Origin of the sequence: Streptomyces roseifaciens (assembly GCF_001445655.1) — a bacterium.
In the GTDB taxonomy this organism is placed as follows: domain Bacteria; phylum Actinomycetota; class Actinomycetes; order Streptomycetales; family Streptomycetaceae; genus Streptomyces; species Streptomyces aureoversilis.
On sequence record NZ_LNBE01000004.1, the window covers coordinates 1,206,929 to 1,223,987 of the forward strand.

Consider the following 17,059-nt stretch of genomic DNA (forward strand, 5'->3'; position numbering starts at 1 on the left):
TTCGTACGAATGTTCGAGAGAGTGGTTTATGGTGGATGGAGAGGGCGGTTTTCAGCCAGGGGGTGACAGGGACGGCAGGAGGTGCGATGACCGGGCTCGACACGTTCACGCACCTGCACACCGCATCCGGCTTCTCGATGCGGTACGGCGCCGCGCACCCCGAGCGGCTGGCCGAGCGCGCCGCCGAGCGCGGCATGGACGCCGTCGCCCTCACCGACCGCGACACCCTCGCCGGAGCGGTCAGGTTCGCCAAGGCGAGCGCCAAGGCCGGGGTGCGCCCGGTGTTCGGCGTGAACCTGGCCGTGCGGGAGCTGCCCCGGCAGTCCGCGCAGCAGCGGCAACGGCAGCGCACCCCCGTACGCGGCGGCGCCTTCGTCGACGAGTCCGCGCCGCGTGCGGTCTTCCTCGCCCGGGACGGCGCGCACGGCTGGGCCGCCCTGTGCGGACTGGTCTCCGCGGCCCATGCGGACACCAGCCATGCGGACACCACCCGTGCGAACACCACCCACGCGCACGCCGCCTCCCCCCGCCCCGAGCTCACCCGCGAGGACCTGGCGGCTGCCGCCCCCGGCATCCGCACCCCTCTCCACGTCCTCCTGGGCCCTGACTCCGAGCCCGGCCGCGCGCTCGCCGCGGGCCGCCCCGACCGGGCCGCCCGGCTGCTCGCGCCCTGGCGGGAAATGTTCGGTGACGCCCTGCGGCTGGAGGCCGTGTGCCACGGCCGCACCGGCACCGGCCCGGGCTCCCTGCGGCTGGCCGCCCGTACCGTCGGCTTCGCCGCGGAGCAGGGCGTCCCCGCCGTCCTCAGCAACGCCGTGCGCTACGCCGACCCCGGGCAGGGCCCCGTCGCCGACGTCCTGGACGCGGCCCGCCGGCTGGTGCCGATCGACCCCCGCAGGCCGGAGTCGCTCGACAGCGGGGAGCGCTGGCTCAAGGGGCCCGGCGACATGGCCGCCCTCGCCGAGCGGATCGCCGAGGCCGCCGGGCTCCGCCGGGACGCGGCCCGCCGGCTGCTCGCCACGACCGAGGAGACCGCCGCCGCGTGCCTGGTCGACCCCGAGGACGACCTGGGCCTCGGCAAGGTCCACTTCCCCGAGGCGCACCTGGTCGGCGCCGGGCGCCGCACCGCCGACCGCGTGCTGCGCTCCCGCTGCACGGCGGGCATGGTGCTGCGCGGGTACGACCGGCGGCCCCGCTACCGGCAGCGGCTGGAGGAGGAGCTGGCGATCATCGCAGGGCGCAACCTCGCCTCGTACTTCCTCACCGTCGCCCGGGTCGTGGACGACACCCGCGCCCTCGGCGTCCGGGTCGCCGCCCGCGGCTCCGGCGCCGGCTCCCTGGTCAACCACCTGCTCGGCATCGCGCACGCCGACCCGGTCGAGCACGGCCTGCTGATGGAGCGCTTCCTGTCCGTCCACCGCAAGGCGCTGCCCGACATCGACATCGACGTGGAGTCCGCGCGCCGCCTGGACGTCTACCGCGCGATCTTCGACCGCTTCGGCGCGGACCGGGTCGCGACCGTCGCCATGCCCGAGACCTACCGCGTCCGGCACGCGATCCGGGACGTCGGCACGGCCCTCGGCAAGGACCCGGCCGAGGTGGACCGGCTCGCCAAGGCGTTCCCGCACATCCGCGCCCGCGACGCCCGCGCGGCCCTGGCCGAGCTGCCCGAGCTGCGCGGGGTGGCCGCGGAGGACCACGGCCGGCTGTGGGAGCTGGTCGAGGCGCTGGACGGGCTGCCGCGCGGCGTCGCCATGCACCCGTGCGGGGTGCTGCTGTCGGACGCGACCCTGCGCGCCCGTACGCCCGTCGTGCCGACCAGCGGCGAGGGCTTCCCCATGGCGCAGTTCGACAAGGACGACGTGGAGGATCTCGGGCTGCTCAAACTCGACGTGCTGGGCGTGCGGATGCAGTCCGCGATGGCGCACGCGGTGGCCGAGATCGCACGGGCCACGGGGCGGCGCATCGACCTCGACGACCCCGCGGACGTACCGCCGGGCGACCCCCGTACGTACGAGCTGATCCGGTCCACCGAGACGCTCGGCTGCTTCCAGATCGAGTCGCCCGGCCAGCGCGACCTCGTCGGCCGGCTCCAGCCGTCCACCTTCCACGACCTCGTGGTCGACATCTCCCTCTTCCGGCCGGGCCCGGTCGCGGCCGACATGGTGCGGCCCTTCGTCGCGGCCCGGCACGGGCGCGCGCCCGTGCGCTACCCGGACCCGGCGCTGGAGGACGCGCTGCGCGAGACCTACGGCGTGGTCGTCTTCCACGAGCAGATCATCGAGATCCTGCACGTCATGACCGGCTGCGACCGGCACTTCGCGGACGAGACGCGCCGCGCGCTGTCCGACCCGCAGCTGGTGGGCCGGGTGCGCGTCTGGTTCGCGGAGGAGGCGGCGAAACTCGGCCACCGGCCCGACGCCGTGCGCCGCACCTGGGAGATCGTGGAGGCGTTCGGCAGCTACGGCTTCTGCAAGGCGCACGCCGTCGCGTTCGCCGTGCCGACCTACCAGTCGGCGTGGCTGAAGGCCCATCACCCGGCGGCCTTCTACGCCGGGCTGCTCACCCACGACCCGGGGATGTACCCCAAGCGGCTGCTGCTCGCGGACGCGCGGCGGCGCGGCGTGCCGATCCTGCCGCTGGACGTGAACCGATCGGGCGCGACCTATTCGATCGAACTGGTGTCCGACGCGAGGGGGTCGGACGGGAAGGGGTCCGGCGCCGGCGTGTGGGGCCTCCGCCTGGCCCTCTCCGACGTGCAGGGCATCACCCGGGCCGAGACCGGACGCATCACGGCCGGCCGCCCGTACACCTCCCTCCCCGACCTGTGGCACCGCGCCCGCCCCGGCCGGCCCGTCGCCGAACGCCTCGCCCGGGTCGGCGCGCTGGACGCCTTCGGCACCAACCGCCGCGACCTGCTGCTGCACATCGCGGAACTGCACCACGGGACGCGGGGACGGCACCACGCCGACGCCGCCCAGCCCACGCTGATCGACGGCGTCCTGGCCGAGCCCATCGGCCTGCCCGACCTCGACGCGGCCGAGCGCCTGGACGCCGAGCTGAGCGTGCTCGGCATGGACGCCTCGCGCCACCTGATGGCCGATCACCGGAAGTTCCTCGACGAGCTGGGGGCGATGCCCGCCCGGCGGCTGCGCGACGTCCGGCACGGTGAGACCGTCCTGGTCGCGGGCGCCAAGGCCGCCACCCAAACGCCACCCATCCGCTCCGGCCGGCGCGTCATCTTCACCACCCTCGACGACGGTACGGGCCTGGTCGACTGCGCCTTCTTCGACGACAGCCACCCCGCCTGCGCGCACACCCTCTTCCACTCCTGGCTGCTGCTCGTCCGCGGTGTCGTCCAGCGCCGCGGGCCGCGCAGCCTGAGCGTGGTGGGTGCGGCGGCGTGGGACCTCGCGCAGCTGACGAGGCTCCGTGCGGAGGGCGGGCTGGAGGCGGTGGCCGAGGTCCTCGCCGAGGGCGCGGCACCGGCCCCGGCCGCCGCCGCGGAGCCGTCCGGGCGGCGCATCCGCCTGTCCACCGGCTACGCCATGCACCCCTGGGCGGACCTCCGGCCCGCGGGCGAAGGCGCGGCCACGGGCCGCAAGTTGTGGCACGCGAGCCCGGGGAGCGCGGGATGAGCGCCCGAGCGCGGCTCGCCGCGGTCCCGGACCCGCCGCCGGACGCCCTGCCCGGACCGCCTGCCCCGCCCGCCCCGGCCGGCCCGCCCACCGTGCTCTACGTCCACTTCCACGCCGAGGCGGGCGCACCCCTCGGCGAGGAGACCTACGACGGCCTGCTCGCGCTGCTCACCGAGGTGACGCCCGTCGTCCAGGCGGTGCCGCCGGACGCGGCGCTGATGGAAGTGCGCGGCGCCACACGGTACTTCGGGCACGGCCCCGCCGGTCTCGCCGCGCTCGTACGGGTACGCGCCCTCGCGCGGTACGGGGCCGACTGCACGGTCGGCATCGCGGGCAACCCGATGCTGGCCCGGATGGCCGCGCAGGACGGGCCGCCCGGCGCGGTGCGCACGCTGCCCGGGGACCCCGCCGCCGTGACCGCGTTCCTCGCGGGCAAACCGGCCGCAGCCCTGTACGGCGTGGGCCCTGCCACCGCCCGCACCCTGTGCTCGTACGGGCTCGACAGCGTCGGCCGCATCGCCGCCGCGCCGCTGCCCGCGCTGCAGCGGATCCTGGGGCCCGCGGCCGGGCGGCGGCTGCACGAACGGGCGCGCGGCATCGACCCGACCCCCGTCACCCCGGGGGCGCGGGCCCGCTCGATGGCCGCGGAGCACCGCTTCGGCAGGGACGAGCTGGACGCGGACCGGCGCCGCCGCGCGCTGCTGGCGCTCGCCGACGGGCTGGGCGGCCGGCTGCGGGAGAGCGGCCGGGTCGCCCGGGGGCTGACCCTCACCGTGCGCTACGCGGACGGGTCGACGACCACCCGCTCCCGGACCTTCACCGAGCCGACCGCGCACACCCCCGCGCTGACCTCGGCCGCGTACGCCCTGCACGACGCGCTCGGGCTGCAGCGCGCCCGGGTCCGCAGCGTGGCGCTGCGCGCGGAGGGCCTCGGCGAGGCCGGATCGGCCGCGCACCAGCTGTCGTTCGACCCCGCCGACGAGAAGGCGCGCCGGATCGAGGCGGCCGTCGACCGGGCGCGGGCCCGCTTCGGGCCGGCCGCGGTGGGTCCGGCGGCGGCGGTCCGGGGGCCGGCGGCCGCGCGGGCGCAGGGGAAGCGGCGGGACGTGGCCTGAGCGGGGCAGGCGGGGGCTGGTCCCTTGTTGCGGACCGGCGTCCCGCACATGAAAAACATGTGTCGTATTCCTTGACCGATCAAGGAAGATCCACGCATTCTTACCCGCAGGTAAGTTAACGGCTTTTCAGCCCATTCCTGTTCCTGGTCACCCGTGTGCCCACCGCCGGGACCATCCCCCACCAGCGAGGTGTTCATATGAAGCTGCCCTGGAGACCCCTGCGCACCCTGCTCCCCGCACTGGCTCTCGCCCTCTCGGCCACCGCCCTCACCGCCCCCGGGGCCGCGGCCGCCCCGTCCCCCGAGCCCCGCGCCGCTGCCGCTTCCGGCACGACCGTCAGCAGCGGCTGGAACGACTACTCCTGCAAGCCGTCGGCCGCCCACCCGCGCCCCGTCGTCCTCGTGCACGGCACCCTCGGCAACTCCTGGGACAACTGGCTCGTCCTCGCGCCCTACTTGAAGAACCGCGGCTACTGCGTATTCTCCCTCGACTACGGCAAGCTGCCCGGTGTGCCGGTCTTCTACGGCCTCGGCCCGATCGCGAAGTCGGCCGAGGAGCTCTCCGCGTACGTCGACAAGGTCCGCGACGCCACCGGTGCGGACAAGGTGGACATCGTCGGCCACTCCCAGGGCGGCGCGATGCCGCGCTACTACCTCAACTTCCTGGGCGGCAAGGACAAGGTGAACTCCCTCACCGGCATCGCCCCCAACAACCACGGCACGACGCTGTCGGGCCTGGTCACCCTGATGGACAAGATCCCCGGAGCCCGCAAGGCGCTCGGCGGCATGACCCCCGGCCTCACCGACCAGGCGATCGGCTCCGACTACCTCAAGCGCATGAACTCCGTCCCCGACACCGTGCCGGGCGTCCGCTACACGGTCATCGCGACCAAGTACGACGAGGTCGTCACGCCGTACACCTCGGGCTACCTGACCGGACCCGACGTGCGCAACATCCTGCTCCAGGACCTGTGCTCCGTGGACCTCTCCGAGCACATCGCGATCGGCACCGTCGACCGCATCGTCGCCCACGAGGTCGCCAACGCCCTCGACCCGGAGCACGCCACCCCGACCACCTGCGCGTCCGTCATCGGCTAAAACCGCTGGCCCCGGCGCCGCCCATGGGGAAGTCTCAACCCTCATGAGCACCTCGAACACTGTTCTGCAGGCCGGTGGCGACGTGACGGTCACCCTGGTCAAGGAGTCCCGGTCCGGCATCGGTTACCCCGCGGTCGTCGTCCGCGACGACGGCACCCACGCCGTCGTGCGCGCGCCGTGGGCGGCCCCCTCGGACCGGGACTTCGGCTTCGTCCGCTTCGAACGCGGCGACGTCTTCACCGAGCACTACTGGCGCGACCGCTGGTACGCCGTCAAGGAGGTCCGCACCGCCGACGGCACCCTGAAGGGCTGGTACTGCGACATCACCCGCCCCGCACGGATCACCCCGGACGGCGTCGTCTCCACCGACCTGGACCTCGACCTGTGGGTCTCGGCGGACGGCACCACGGTGCTCCGCCTGGACGAGGACGAGTTCGAGGAGAGCGGCCTGGAGGAGCACGACCCGGCAGCGGCGGACCGGGCCCGCGCGGCCCTGGACGAACTGGAGCGGGTGGCGCGTGCGGGCGGGCTGACGGGGTTGCTGGGCCGGTAGCCCTGCGCCGCCCCACCTGGGGCAGGAATCTATGCGAGAACGTGACTGGAGGGCTCATTCCCCTTGATCAGGGGCAACCCCCTCCGTAGCTTGCTGCCGACGGCAAGGGAGGGGCTCGCATGAAGCTGACCAAGGTCGCCGGGGAAGACCCGGACTGTGACTCCGGCGACTGCGCCAACGTCTTCACCACGGACCAGCCCGGAAAGATCGCGGTACAGGGATATCTGACCGACCACCCGGCTCCCGAGGGCGAGGCAGTCGTGACGATCCCTGAGCGTGTGCTGAGGGAGGCCGCTCGTGCTCTTGGATGGTGATGCGTGGGCCGCGTACTTCCGTGACTTCGAACGGTCCGCGTGGCGGCTCGAAGCGCAGCCGGCCTACGCCATGCCGGCGGAGGCCGAGAGTCTGGCCCGCTTCCTTCGGGGAGAGCCCAAGCCTGATGACCACAACGCCAAGTGGCACGTGACCGTCCGGGATGCCGTGAAGGCCGGCAGGACGTTCGGCCGGGTGAGGGTGGTGCGCCGGCCGCTCACGAGCTACCAGAAATATCAGTTCGCCTGGGGTATCCCGGGCAACATCCGGGCCGGGGAGGACATCCGCGTCCTCGACCTGACGGACAGGGATCCGGGGCTACCGGATCAAGACTTCTGGCTGTTCGACGAGACGACCGTGGTGCACCTCAACTACCGGCCGGACGGGACCCAGATCAACCGGGAACTGATCCGGTCGCCCGACCTCGGCAAGTACCTCGCATGGCGTGACCTCGCCCTGGAAAACTCAGTTCCCTTCCGTGACTATCGAGCCTGAGCATCAAGCAAGAGAGCGAAAAGACCTCGCGGAGGCGCTACGGGGCCTCCGCGAGGCGGCCGGGCTGAGTGGTGAACGCCTTGCCGTGCGCTGCAATATGAGTCAGACGAAGATCAGTCGAATAGAGACCGGCCGGGCGCTGCCCACCGTCATCGACGTCCAGCGGATCCTGACCGCTCTCCAAGTGCCTGCGGAAGTCGCGGACGAACTGCTGAAGCTGGCTCGCAGGGCGAATGTCGACTATGCATCCTGGCGGACATACGCCCGTGTCGGCCTGTACCGGAAACAGGCCGAATTGAAGGCGCTGGAATCGACGTCGCGAGTGATGCGGCACTTTCTTCCGGCCATTCCCACGGGCCTGCTGCACGTCCGGCAGTACGCAGAGCAGACCCTGGCGAAGGCGGTGAAGAGTGACCCCGCCAGGGATGTCGCCAGAGCCGTACAGGCACGCATGGACCGTCAGGCCATCCTGGACGATCAATCGCGTCACTTCACGTTCCTGCTCACGGAGCAGGCGGTGCGGTGGCGCAGGGCGGACCATGAGGTCATGGCGGCGCAGTGCGCGCACATGGCCGAGGTGTCCCGGAGGCCGAACGTCGAGCTTGCGGTCATTCCCCGGGCGGCCCGGGTCCCCGGTACGCCCATGAACATCTTCGTGGTCTACGACGACCGGCTCGTCACCGTCGAACTGTTCTCGGGTGAAGTCGTATTGCGTGATCCCCGGGACATCTCCCATCACGTGGAGCTGTTCGAACTATTCCTCGGATGTGCCCTCACGGGAGCGGATGCAACAGCATTCCTCACAGGGGCCGCCGAGGACTTCATGCGTCTACGTGACTAAGGGTTCTCGCGAGTCGCAGGTCGTAGAAACATGGTCGATGACAGCGGACATCGAAAAGCCCGGTGCGGTGTCCACCCCGACCATCAGGAAGGTTTTCCATGACTGACCTGTACGGCCTGCCGCTCGAAGGCGCCCGGTTCTCGAAGGCGTGCGGGGGGAACACCCACCCGGACGGTGAATCGTGCGTGACCCTCGCCCGTATCGGTGAGGACGCTTACGCCCTCGGCGACAGCAAGCGGCCCGACGTGGCTCCGCTGAGGTTCACCGGTGCCGAACTCGGCGCGGCCGGCATCGATCCGGCCCGTTTCGGTCTCTCGGCCTGACCGGCCGCTCATCGACCGGTGGCCTTCGCTCTCCGGGGAGGGCGGGGGCCACCTCCAACTGCGCTGACGCCGAACGGGTAGAGCCCCTTGCACTTCCACGGATATCTCTGGACCGGCGACAAAGCGGTCCACGACAAGGAGAGCGTCCGGCGCCCTCCGTCGTCCACGGAGCCCGCCTCCACGAGTCCCCCTGAGGTCATCCAGCGGTACCGGGAAGCCGTCACGGAGTGGCGGGTGACGGGGGTCCCGCCGATGCAGACGGCGCACTGGCTCCTGAAACCGGCCGCGTTCGTACGCGGGACCTGGGACGATCCCGAGCGGGCGGCGGCGTGGCTCGGCGACCGCCTGGTGGAACACGCGCCCCGCTTCGCGGCGAAGGCCGACAGGGGGAGTGCGTGGCAGGCCGCCCTCGTTGCCGCTGCGGCCGAGCGGCTGGGGTGGGGCGGGGACGTCTCCCACGGCTTCTACCTGGAACGACCGGTGTTCCTGTCCCTGGCCTTGGTGACATGCTCTCCGAACCGTGCGATGGCGGACCAGCCGTGCCCGGCCGGGTAGCCGCTGCGCCCGTACTCAGCGCGGCAGGTCCGTCCCCTTCACATGGGACACGAAAGCGGCCCACGCCCCGGTCGTCCGCCGCAAGGCGGCCTCGTCCACGACAGCCCGCAGGGTGAGCGGGGCCGCCCTGCACCGCACCCCGTCACCAGCCGAGGAGTACCAGTTCGCTGGTGAGGCCCGGGCCGAGGGCGAGGAGGAGGCCGGGGGAATCCGGGGGCGGCGGGGTGGTCATTGTTCTGGCGAGGACGTCGAGCACGGAGGCGGAGGAGATGTTGCCGTGGTCGGCCAGGGAGGCCCGGCTGTGGGCGAGGGCGGCGGGCGGCAGGTCGAGGGAGCGGGCGAGGGCCTCGATGATTTTCGGGCCGCCGGGGTGGCAGACCCAGGTGGCGATGTCGTTCGCGGTCAGTCCGCGGCCGGCGAGGAAGTCGTGGACCTCGCCGGGGAGGTGTTTCTCGATGAAGTCGGGGACCTGCGGGGAGAGGAACACGGCGAAGCCGTCGGTGCCCAGGCGCATGCCCATGAGGTGCTCGGTCCCGGGGTGCAGGCGGCTGCGGGTCGCCAGCAGCGCGGGGCCGGAGGTCTCCCGGGCCCGGTGGGCGCCGAGGACCACGGCGGCGGCCGCGGCATCGCCGAACAGGCTGGTCGCGACGAGGTTGGCGACCGAGGCGTCCGCGTACTGGAAGTTCAGCGAGCACAGCTCCACGGAGACCAGGACGGCCACCTGGTCCGGGTGGCCCTTCAGATAGTCGTGCACTCTCGACAGGCCGGCGGCGCCTCCCGCGCAGCCGAGGCCGAGCATCGGCATGCGCGCCACGTGCTGCGGCAGGCCCACGCGCTGGACGAGTTCGGCGTCGAACGACGGGACGGAGGCCCCGGTGGTGGTCGTGGTGACGACGGCCCCGACCTCCTCGGGCCGTACGTCCGCCGCCCCGAGGGCCCGGGCGAGAGCTTCCTGCCCGACCTGACGCGCGGTGGCGGCCCACACCTCGTTGTACTCGGTGAAGGTGCGCGGCCGGGGGTACTCGGCCAGGGGCAGGGAGAGGTTGCGGTACTCGATGCCCGTGTGGGCGGCGATGCCGGTGAACTGCCGGCGGAGCGCCGGATCGGCGGAGAGGAACGCCCCGGCGAACACGGCGGCGATGTCCCGCTGGCGGTGCCGGTGCGGCGGTGCGGACACCGCGACGGAGGCCACCCGGGGAGCTGCCGGGCTCGCGTCGCTCATGGGCCGTCTCCTTCTGCCGCTTTCCGCACGGTTCCCTCACACGGTTTCTCCCGCGCGGTTTCCTTCGCATGGATTCCCTCGCACGGTCGGGCCCCACCGTGACGCGCGTGCGGCCCGGTCCGGCAGGGCGTGAAGCCGGGCGTGAGGGCGTGTACTGCGGCGTGGAAGGCACTGTGATGCTTTCGGTGCCGCGGGGAAGGCGGTGGAAAGCGGTGGAACCGGAGACGCCCGGGGTAGCCAAGGTGCCGGTAACCGCGCCGAGGGCCGGCGCACGCACCGGAAGCGAAGAGGTACCCATGATCGGCAAGCGTGGCATCGGGATGGCTCTGTCCTCCCTCACCCTGGTCGCGGCGAGCGTCGGCTGGGCGCCGACGGCCCAAGCCCGTACCGCCCAGGCCGACATCACCCATGACCGCCCCGCGCACGACCACTCCATCCAGGACTGCACGGGTCAGGAGAACATCACCTACGGCCCGGGTCTCGGTCTCTCCTCCGAGGCCTCGAAGGTCACCGTCGACGGCGCTTATCACTGCACGGACGCGTCAGGCCGCAGCACCACCGCCAAGTACCACACCGAGGGCGCCACGGCCGGCACCTGCCTGCTCCTCGCGTGGAACAAATCAGAGGAGACCCTGCATTACGCGGATGGCAGCAAGGCGGTCATCGCTTACCACTCCGGCCCTTCCCTACGGGTTCTGGGCCTCAACACCGCGAGGCTCTCGGGCGTGGTCGTCTCCGGGCGAGGCAAGGGGTCGGTCGCCGAGAAGACCATTCAGACGGTGCCCGGCAGCCTGCCGACCGACTGTGTGCTCGCCGACGGGATCCGGCACACCACCGCGTTCACGCACCTGAGCATCCACCCCTGAGGCCTCTTTGACGCCTCTTCGGCGTCCGTGTCCCCTTTCGGAGCCTAGCCGCGCCGCCGCCCCGCGAACGTCGTGAAGCCCCACGACAGCATCGCCAGCACCACCGGTATCACCAGCAGCACTCCCGAGAAGACCAGCACTCCCGCCGTGAGGACGGAGCTGGCGATCGCCGCGTACCAGAGCCACGTCCGGCGGGGGAGGAGGGCGAGGGCCGAGAGGAGGCCGGCCAGGGTGACCGAGGCCAGGCAGGTGGAGGTCGCGCGCATCAGGCCGTCCAGGTCCGTCGTGCCCAGGGAGGCGATCACGCCGACCCCCGTGCAGGCGACCGCCAGGACCGCCAGGCTGCGCCGCGGCACCTCGCCCGCGCCGCCGCCGTGGGCCAGCCACCGCGGGGCGGCGCCGTCGCGGCCGAGGGCCGCGCCCAGCCGGGAGGCGCCCGCGAGGTAGGTGTTGACCGCGCCGAAGGTCAGGAACAGGGCCGCCACCGCGGCGATCGGCCGGGCGGCCGTGCCCGCGCTCTGCGCGAGCAGGTCGGTCAGCGGGGTGTCCGTGCCGGCGGCGGCCGGGCCGAGGGCGCCGATCGTCGTCACGGCCAGGACGAGGTAGAGGATCGAGACGGCCGCCAGGGTGTACACCGTCACCCTCGGCAGGTCGCGGACCGGGTCGGCGAATTCGCCCGACAGGTGGCTGGCCGCCTCCCAGCCCGCGAAGGCGAAGAACAGCACGCCCGCCGCCGAGCCCACCGAGCCCCAGCCGTGCGGCATGAACGGCGTGAAGTGCGCGGACGTCATGTGCGGCGCCGCCGCGACCGCCGCGCCCAGCAGCACCGCCGCCAGCAGGGCGACGAGCAGCAGCTGCACCCGCCCGGACAGGTGCAGGCCAGCGCAGTTGGCCGCGAACGACGCCGCGATGACCACCGCTCCGATCGCCGTGGCCGCGGCGGATCCCCAGCCGAGCGCCCCCGCCACGTACTGACCGCCGATGAGGGCCGCCGCCACGACGCCGATCGGCACGGCCCCGTAGAACCACCAGCCGACCGCCGCCGCGGCGCGCGGCCCGGCCGCCCGGTGGACGAAGGTCGCCACGCCGCCGCCGTCCGGGTACCGGGCGCCCAGCGCGGCGAACGAGAGCGCCACCGGCACGCTCGTCACGAGCAGGACCAGCCAGGCCAGGATCGAGGCCGGGCCGGCCGCGTCGGCGGCCAGGGCGGGCAGGGCCAGGACGCCGGGGCCGAGGACGGCGCCGGCGCACAGGGCCGTGCCGCTGCCTATGCCCAGCCGCCGAACGGACGGCCGGGCAGGGGCGGAGGTATGGGTGGTTCGTACGGTCACGGGGGCTGAAGTTAGCTGCAGAAGTGGCAGATGAGGGGACTCGCCGAACGAAATTCGGTGCGTGCGGCATCATGTGCCCTTATGGACGACATAGATTCGGCGATCGTCAGGGAACTGCAGCGCGATGCACGGCAGACCAACCGCGACCTCGCCCGCACGCTCGGCATCGCCCCCTCCACCTGCCTGGAGCGGGTGCGGGCGCTGCGCCAGCGCGGGGTGATCACCGGGTACCGCGCGACGGTCGACCTGCGGGCGCTGGGGCGGCCGGTGCAGGCGCTGCTCTCGGTGCGGATCCGGCCGATGAGCCGGGAGGTCATCGAGGGCTTCAAGGCGTACCTCATCGGGCTGCCCGAGGTGCTCAACGTGTACGTGGTCGCGGGCGGCGACGACTTCCTCGTCCACGTCGCCGTGCCCGAGGTCGACGACCTGCACAGCCTCCTCATGGACCGCTTCTCCGGGCGCCGCGAGGTCGTGGACTTCCGCAGCTCCGTGATCTACCAGCACGTGACCAAGGACGTGGTGGGGCCGCTCGTGGCAGGGTGACGGCATGGACGCAAGCAGCCCCGGCAACCCTACGGACGCAAGCAGGCCTACGGACCCGGGCAGCCCTACGGATCCGGGCAGGCCCACGGACGCCGGCAGGCCCCGTACCCCTGCCCTCGGCCTCATCCGCACGGTGGTGGACCCCGGCAGCTGGCACTGCTGGGACGAGCCCGTCGGCGTCACGACGGACGACCCCGCCTACCGCGCCGACCTCCTCGCCGCGCGCGAGCGCACCGGCCTCGACGAGTCGGTCGTCACCGGCGAGGGGCGGGTCGGCGGCCGCCGAGTGGCCGTCGTGGCCTGCGAGTTCCGGTTCCTGGCCGGGTCGATCGGCGTCGCGGCGGGGGAGCGGCTGGTCCGGGCGGTGGAGCGGGCCACGGCCGAGCGGCTGCCGCTGCTCGCGGCGCCCGCGTCGGGCGGCACCCGGATGCAGGAGGGCACGGTGGCCTTCCTGCAGATGGTCAAGGTCGCCGCCGCCATCACCGACCACAAGGCGGCGGGCCTGCCCTACCTCGTCCACCTCCGGCACCCCACGACGGGCGGCGTCCTCGCCTCGTGGGGCTCGCTCGGCCACCTCACCTCCGCCGAGCCGGGCGCCCTCATCGGCTTCCTGGGCCCGCGCGTCCACGAGGCCCTGTACGGCGAGGAGTTCCCGCCCGGGGTCCAGCTCGCGGAGAACCTGCTGGCCCACGGCCTGGTGGACGCGGTCCTGGCCGCCGAGCAGCTGCCGGGGATCGTCGGCCGGGCGCTGGCGGTGCTCTGCGACGACGACCGATCCGGTGCGCGGTCCGGTGTGCGTTCCGGTGTGCGTTCCGATGTGCGGCGGTCCGGCGAGCACCCCATGGCGACCATGCCCCCCGCCGTCCCCTCCGCCGCCGAATCGATTCGCCGCTCCCGCGACCCCCAACGGCCCGGCGTGCGCGAGCTGCTGGACGCCGCGGCCACCGACGTCACCCTCCTCAGCGGTACGGGCGCGGGGGAGCGCGACCCGGGGCTGCTCCTCGCGCTCGCCCGCGTAGGCGGCACGCCCTGCGTGGTGCTCGGCCACGACCGCGGCAGCCGTCATGACCGCGGCAGCCGTCATGACGGCCGCAGCGCTACGGGGACCACCGGCGTGCCCGCCGCCGGGCAGGCGCTCGGGCCGGCCGGTCTGCGCGCGGCCCGGCGCGGGATGCGGATCGCCGCCGAGCTGGGCCTGCCGCTGCTCACCGTGGTCGACACGGCGGGCGCGGCGCTGTCGCGGGAGGCCGAAGAAGGCGGCCTGGCCGGGGAGATCGCCCGCTGCCTGGCCGATCTGGTGACCCTGCCGGCGCCGACGCTGTGCCTGCTGCTGGGGCAGGGAGCGGGCGGCGCCGCGCTCGCGCTGCTCCCTGCGGACCGGGTCGTCGCGGCCCGGCACGCGTGGCTGTCCCCGCTGCCGCCGGAGGGTGCCTCGGCGATCCTGTACCGCACGACGGACCGCGCCGACGAGGTGGCCGCCCGGCAGGGCGTACGCTCCGCGGACCTCCTGGCGCACGGGATCGTGGACCTCGTGGTCGAGGAGCCGGACGGCGGCGCGGCGTCTCCGGCGTCTCCGGCGTCTGCAGCGTCTTCGGCGGCGGAGTCGTCGGCGACCGACGATTTTCTGCCGCGCCTCGGGGCCCTTCTCGGGGCCGAAATGACCGCTCTCGGCGCACGCGAGCAGGGCGAACGGCTGGCCGACAGGCGGGCGCGCTACCGGCGGATCGGGCTGGGAAGCTGAGGCTCCGGCGGCACCAAGCTGGGCATTGAGGAAATAGCTGGTGTGCGAACCATCCAGAATTGACAAGGTAAGCCTTACCTAACCTAGGGTCTCCTCCGTGAACGAGACCGCTCCAGGAGCCGTCGCGCCCGCCGTCGGGCGTGCGGCTCCGATTCGCCGGGCCACCCTGCTCCTTGCAGGCGTGGCCGCGCTCGCCGTGTGCGCGGCGCTCAGCCTCGCGGCCGGCTCGCGCCCGGTGCCCCTGGCCACCGTGTGGCACGCGCTGGCCGGGGACGACGCCGGACGCGACGGCCTGGTCGTCACCGGGCTGCGCGTCCCACGGACCGTGATCGGCCTGGTCGTCGGCGCGGCGCTCGGCGTCGCGGGAGCCGTCGCCCAGGGCGTCACCCGCAACCCCCTGGCCTCGCCCACCACCCTCGGCATCAACGCCGGGGCGAGCTTCGCGGTCGTCACCGCCATCTACGCGCTGGGCCTCACCCGCCCCGTGGAGTACCTGTGGTTCGCCTTCGGGGGCGCCGCGCTCGCCACCGTCGCCGTGCTGGCGCTCGCCCGCCACGCCGGCGAACTCGACCCCGTACGGCTCGCGCTGGGCGGGACCGTGCTGGCCGCCGTCCTCAGCGCCTGGACCTCCGCGGTCATGCTGGCGAGCCACCGGACGCTGGACGAGGCCCGCTTCTGGCTGGCCGGTTCGCTCGCCGGGCGGCAGACCGACATCCTGCTGCCCGTCCTCGCGCCCCTGCTCGCCGGTCTCGTGCTGGCCCTCGCCATCACGCCCGCGCTCAACGCCCTCGCCCTCGGCGACGAGACCGCGCAGGCGCTCGGCGTGCCGGTCGCGAGGGTCCGCGCCGCCGGCGGGCTGGCCGTGGTGCTGCTCGCCGCGTCGTCCGTCGCCGTCGCGGGCCCGCTGTCCTTCGTGGCGCTCGCCGCCCCGCACCTCGTCCGCAAGCTCCTCGGCGCGGACCACCGCTGGCTCGTCCCGGGCTGTCTCGTCGCCGGGCCGCTGCTGCTCCTCGGCTCCGACATCGCCGGGCGGGTCGTCCTGGCCCCCACGGAGATCGAGGTCGGCATCGTCACGGCCTTCCTCGGCGCCCCGATGCTGGCCCTCCTCGCACGGAAGGCGACCCGATGAGCGACCTGATGGGCGAGCGGACGGGGGAGCGGACGGGCGAGCGGATGCAGGGCGCGAACGGCACCGGGCCGCGGCCGGCAGCGCGCCGGAGCCCGGCCCCCGCGCCCGCCCGGGCGTTCCTCCCGCACCGCCCCGGCGCGGGCGGATCCGCCCTCGCCCGGCAGCGGCGCCGCATCGCCCTCCTCTCCGCCGCGGCCGTCCTCCTCCTCGCGGTCCTCCTCGCCCTGGGCCTCAGCGCGGGCGAGGTCCACGTGCCGCCCCTGGACGCGCTGCAAGCCCTCGTCGGCCTCGGCGACAGCGCCGACGTGATGCTCGTTCAGGAGCTGCGCGCCCCCCGCGCCGTCGCCGCCATCGTGGCCGGTGCCGGGCTCGCCGTCGCCGGGACGCTGATGCAGCGCGTGCTGCGCAACCCGCTCGCCTCCCCGGACGTGATCGGCGTGACCGGCGGCGCCTCCCTCGGCGCGGTCGCCATCCTCGCCACCGGCGCTCCGGCCGTCCTCACCCCGGCCGGAGCGCTCGGCGGCGGCATGCTGGCGGCCCTGCTGCTCGCAGTGCTCTCCTGGCGCGGCGGCGTCACCGTCACCCGCATCGTGCTCGTCGGCCTCGCCGTGCAGCAGGGACTCGCCGCCGTCGTGAACCTCTTCATCGTCCGGTTCCCCGCCGAACTGGCCGCGGACGCGCTGCAGTGGACCACCGGCTCGGTCTACGGCCGCACCTGGACCGAGACGGGCACCGGCGGCGCGCTCGTCCTGTCCGGCGTCGTGCTCGCCCTCGCCGGCCACCGCAGGCTCGCCGTCCTCGACCTCGGCGACGAGTCCGCCGGCGGGCTCGGGATCGCCCCGAACGCGGCCCGCCTTCAGCTCCTGCTGCTCGCCGTCCTCCTGGCGTCCGTCGCCGCCGCCCTCACCGGGCCCGTCGGCTTCGTCGCCCTGGCCGTGCCGCACATCGTGCGGTTCCTGGCCGGGCCCCCGACGGCCGGCTCGCTCGTCCTCACCGCGCTCGGCGGCGCCGTCCTGCTGCTCGCCTCCGACCTCGCCGTCCTGCACCTGCTGCCCGTCCACGGCCTGCCCGTCGGGGTCGTCACCGCCACGCTCGGGGCCCCCTGGCTGCTCGTGCTGATGCTGCGTCAACTCAAGCCCACCGCTGGGAGCACCACCCGATGAGCGACGACCGTACGACCACGCCCGGCCCCACGGCCACATCCGGCCCCACGGCCACGCCCGACTCCGCGGCTGCCGACGGTTCTGCTGTCACCCGCGGCACTGCGGCTGCCGACGGTTCCGCTGCCGCCCGCGGCA

The 17,059-nt window shown here is 73.7% G+C and carries 15 protein-coding genes and 1 pseudogene; 14 read left to right on the forward strand and 2 right to left on the reverse strand.

Annotated elements, in window-relative coordinates; all coding sequences use genetic code 11:
* Positions 1–86: 86 nt before the first annotated feature.
* The 9 genes from AS857_RS22520 to AS857_RS22560 all read left to right on the forward strand — a co-directional run bounded on the left by AS857_RS22520 (position 87) and on the right by AS857_RS22560 (position 8,929).
* The gene (locus AS857_RS22520; protein WP_058045083.1) at positions 87–3,638 is read left to right on the forward strand and encodes a DNA polymerase III subunit alpha; all 3,552 of its coding nucleotides are present in this window, start codon (positions 87–89) and stop codon (positions 3,636–3,638) included.
* Positions 3,635–4,753, forward strand: coding sequence for a DNA polymerase Y family protein (locus AS857_RS22525; protein ID WP_079110572.1), 1,119 nt, complete (start codon positions 3,635–3,637; stop codon positions 4,751–4,753). The genes AS857_RS22520 and AS857_RS22525 overlap by 4 nt, the downstream gene beginning before the upstream one ends.
* Before the next feature lie 197 nt (positions 4,754–4,950).
* The gene (locus AS857_RS22530; RefSeq protein ID WP_058045084.1) at positions 4,951–5,850 is read left to right on the forward strand and encodes an esterase/lipase family protein; all 900 of its coding nucleotides are present in this window, start codon (positions 4,951–4,953) and stop codon (positions 5,848–5,850) included.
* Positions 5,851–5,893: 43 nt separating this feature from the next.
* A complete protein-coding gene (locus tag AS857_RS22535; RefSeq protein ID WP_058045085.1) occupies positions 5,894–6,403 on the forward strand; it encodes a ribonuclease FAU-1 family protein in 510 nt (169 codons plus the stop codon).
* A 119-nt stretch (positions 6,404–6,522) separates the two neighbouring features.
* On the forward strand, positions 6,523–6,717 hold the full coding sequence (locus AS857_RS22540; protein ID WP_058045086.1) for a hypothetical protein: 195 nt from the start codon (positions 6,523–6,525) through the stop codon (positions 6,715–6,717).
* Positions 6,701–7,210 (forward strand): DUF6879 family protein, encoded by a 510-nt coding sequence (locus AS857_RS22545; protein WP_058045087.1) that lies wholly within the window; start codon positions 6,701–6,703, stop codon positions 7,208–7,210. The genes AS857_RS22540 and AS857_RS22545 overlap by 17 nt, the downstream gene beginning before the upstream one ends.
* The gene (locus tag AS857_RS22550; protein WP_245700417.1) at positions 7,194–8,051 is read left to right on the forward strand and encodes a helix-turn-helix domain-containing protein; all 858 of its coding nucleotides are present in this window, start codon (positions 7,194–7,196) and stop codon (positions 8,049–8,051) included. The genes AS857_RS22545 and AS857_RS22550 overlap by 17 nt, the downstream gene beginning before the upstream one ends.
* Before the next feature lie 98 nt (positions 8,052–8,149).
* Positions 8,150–8,374 (forward strand): DUF397 domain-containing protein, encoded by a 225-nt coding sequence (locus AS857_RS22555; protein ID WP_058045089.1) that lies wholly within the window; start codon positions 8,150–8,152, stop codon positions 8,372–8,374.
* An 87-nt stretch (positions 8,375–8,461) separates the two neighbouring features.
* Positions 8,462–8,929 (forward strand): hypothetical protein, encoded by a 468-nt coding sequence (locus AS857_RS22560; RefSeq protein ID WP_058045090.1) that lies wholly within the window; start codon positions 8,462–8,464, stop codon positions 8,927–8,929.
* A gap of 142 nt (positions 8,930–9,071) precedes the next feature.
* On the opposite strand, the gene AS857_RS22565 is transcribed toward AS857_RS22560, so the two are convergent.
* Complete coding sequence (locus AS857_RS22565) at positions 9,072–10,151, reverse strand: type III polyketide synthase (RefSeq protein ID WP_058045091.1); 1,080 nt, start codon at positions 10,149–10,151, stop codon at positions 9,072–9,074.
* Positions 10,152–10,447: 296 nt separating this feature from the next.
* Between AS857_RS22565 and AS857_RS22570 the strand changes: the two genes are divergently transcribed.
* A complete protein-coding gene (locus tag AS857_RS22570) occupies positions 10,448–11,017 on the forward strand; it encodes a hypothetical protein (protein ID WP_058045092.1) in 570 nt (189 codons plus the stop codon).
* 44 nt (positions 11,018–11,061) lie between these two features.
* Here AS857_RS22570 and AS857_RS22575 read toward each other — a convergent pair whose 3' ends face one another.
* Positions 11,062–12,348: an APC family permease gene (locus AS857_RS22575; RefSeq protein ID WP_173864795.1), complete on the reverse strand. Its 1,287-nt coding sequence runs from the start codon at positions 12,346–12,348 to the stop codon at positions 11,062–11,064.
* Between the two features lie 81 nt (positions 12,349–12,429).
* On the opposite strand from AS857_RS22575, the gene AS857_RS22580 reads away from it, so the two are divergent.
* The 4 genes and pseudogenes from AS857_RS22580 (at position 12,430) to AS857_RS22595 (ending at position 16,924) form a co-directional block, all read left to right on the forward strand.
* A complete protein-coding gene (locus tag AS857_RS22580; protein WP_058045093.1) occupies positions 12,430–12,891 on the forward strand; it encodes an Lrp/AsnC family transcriptional regulator in 462 nt (153 codons plus the stop codon).
* Positions 12,892–12,895: 4 nt separating this feature from the next.
* Positions 12,896–14,441: pseudogene (locus tag AS857_RS22585) on the forward strand (carboxyl transferase domain-containing protein); the annotation flags it as partial.
* 288 nt (positions 14,442–14,729) lie between these two features.
* On the forward strand, positions 14,730–15,761 hold the full coding sequence (locus tag AS857_RS22590) for a FecCD family ABC transporter permease (protein WP_420823957.1): 1,032 nt from the start codon (positions 14,730–14,732) through the stop codon (positions 15,759–15,761).
* Positions 15,758–16,924: a FecCD family ABC transporter permease gene (locus tag AS857_RS22595; RefSeq protein ID WP_245700429.1), complete on the forward strand. Its 1,167-nt coding sequence runs from the start codon at positions 15,758–15,760 to the stop codon at positions 16,922–16,924. Before AS857_RS22590 ends, AS857_RS22595 begins: the two co-directional genes overlap by 4 nt.
* The last annotated feature ends 135 nt before the right edge of the window (positions 16,925–17,059 follow it).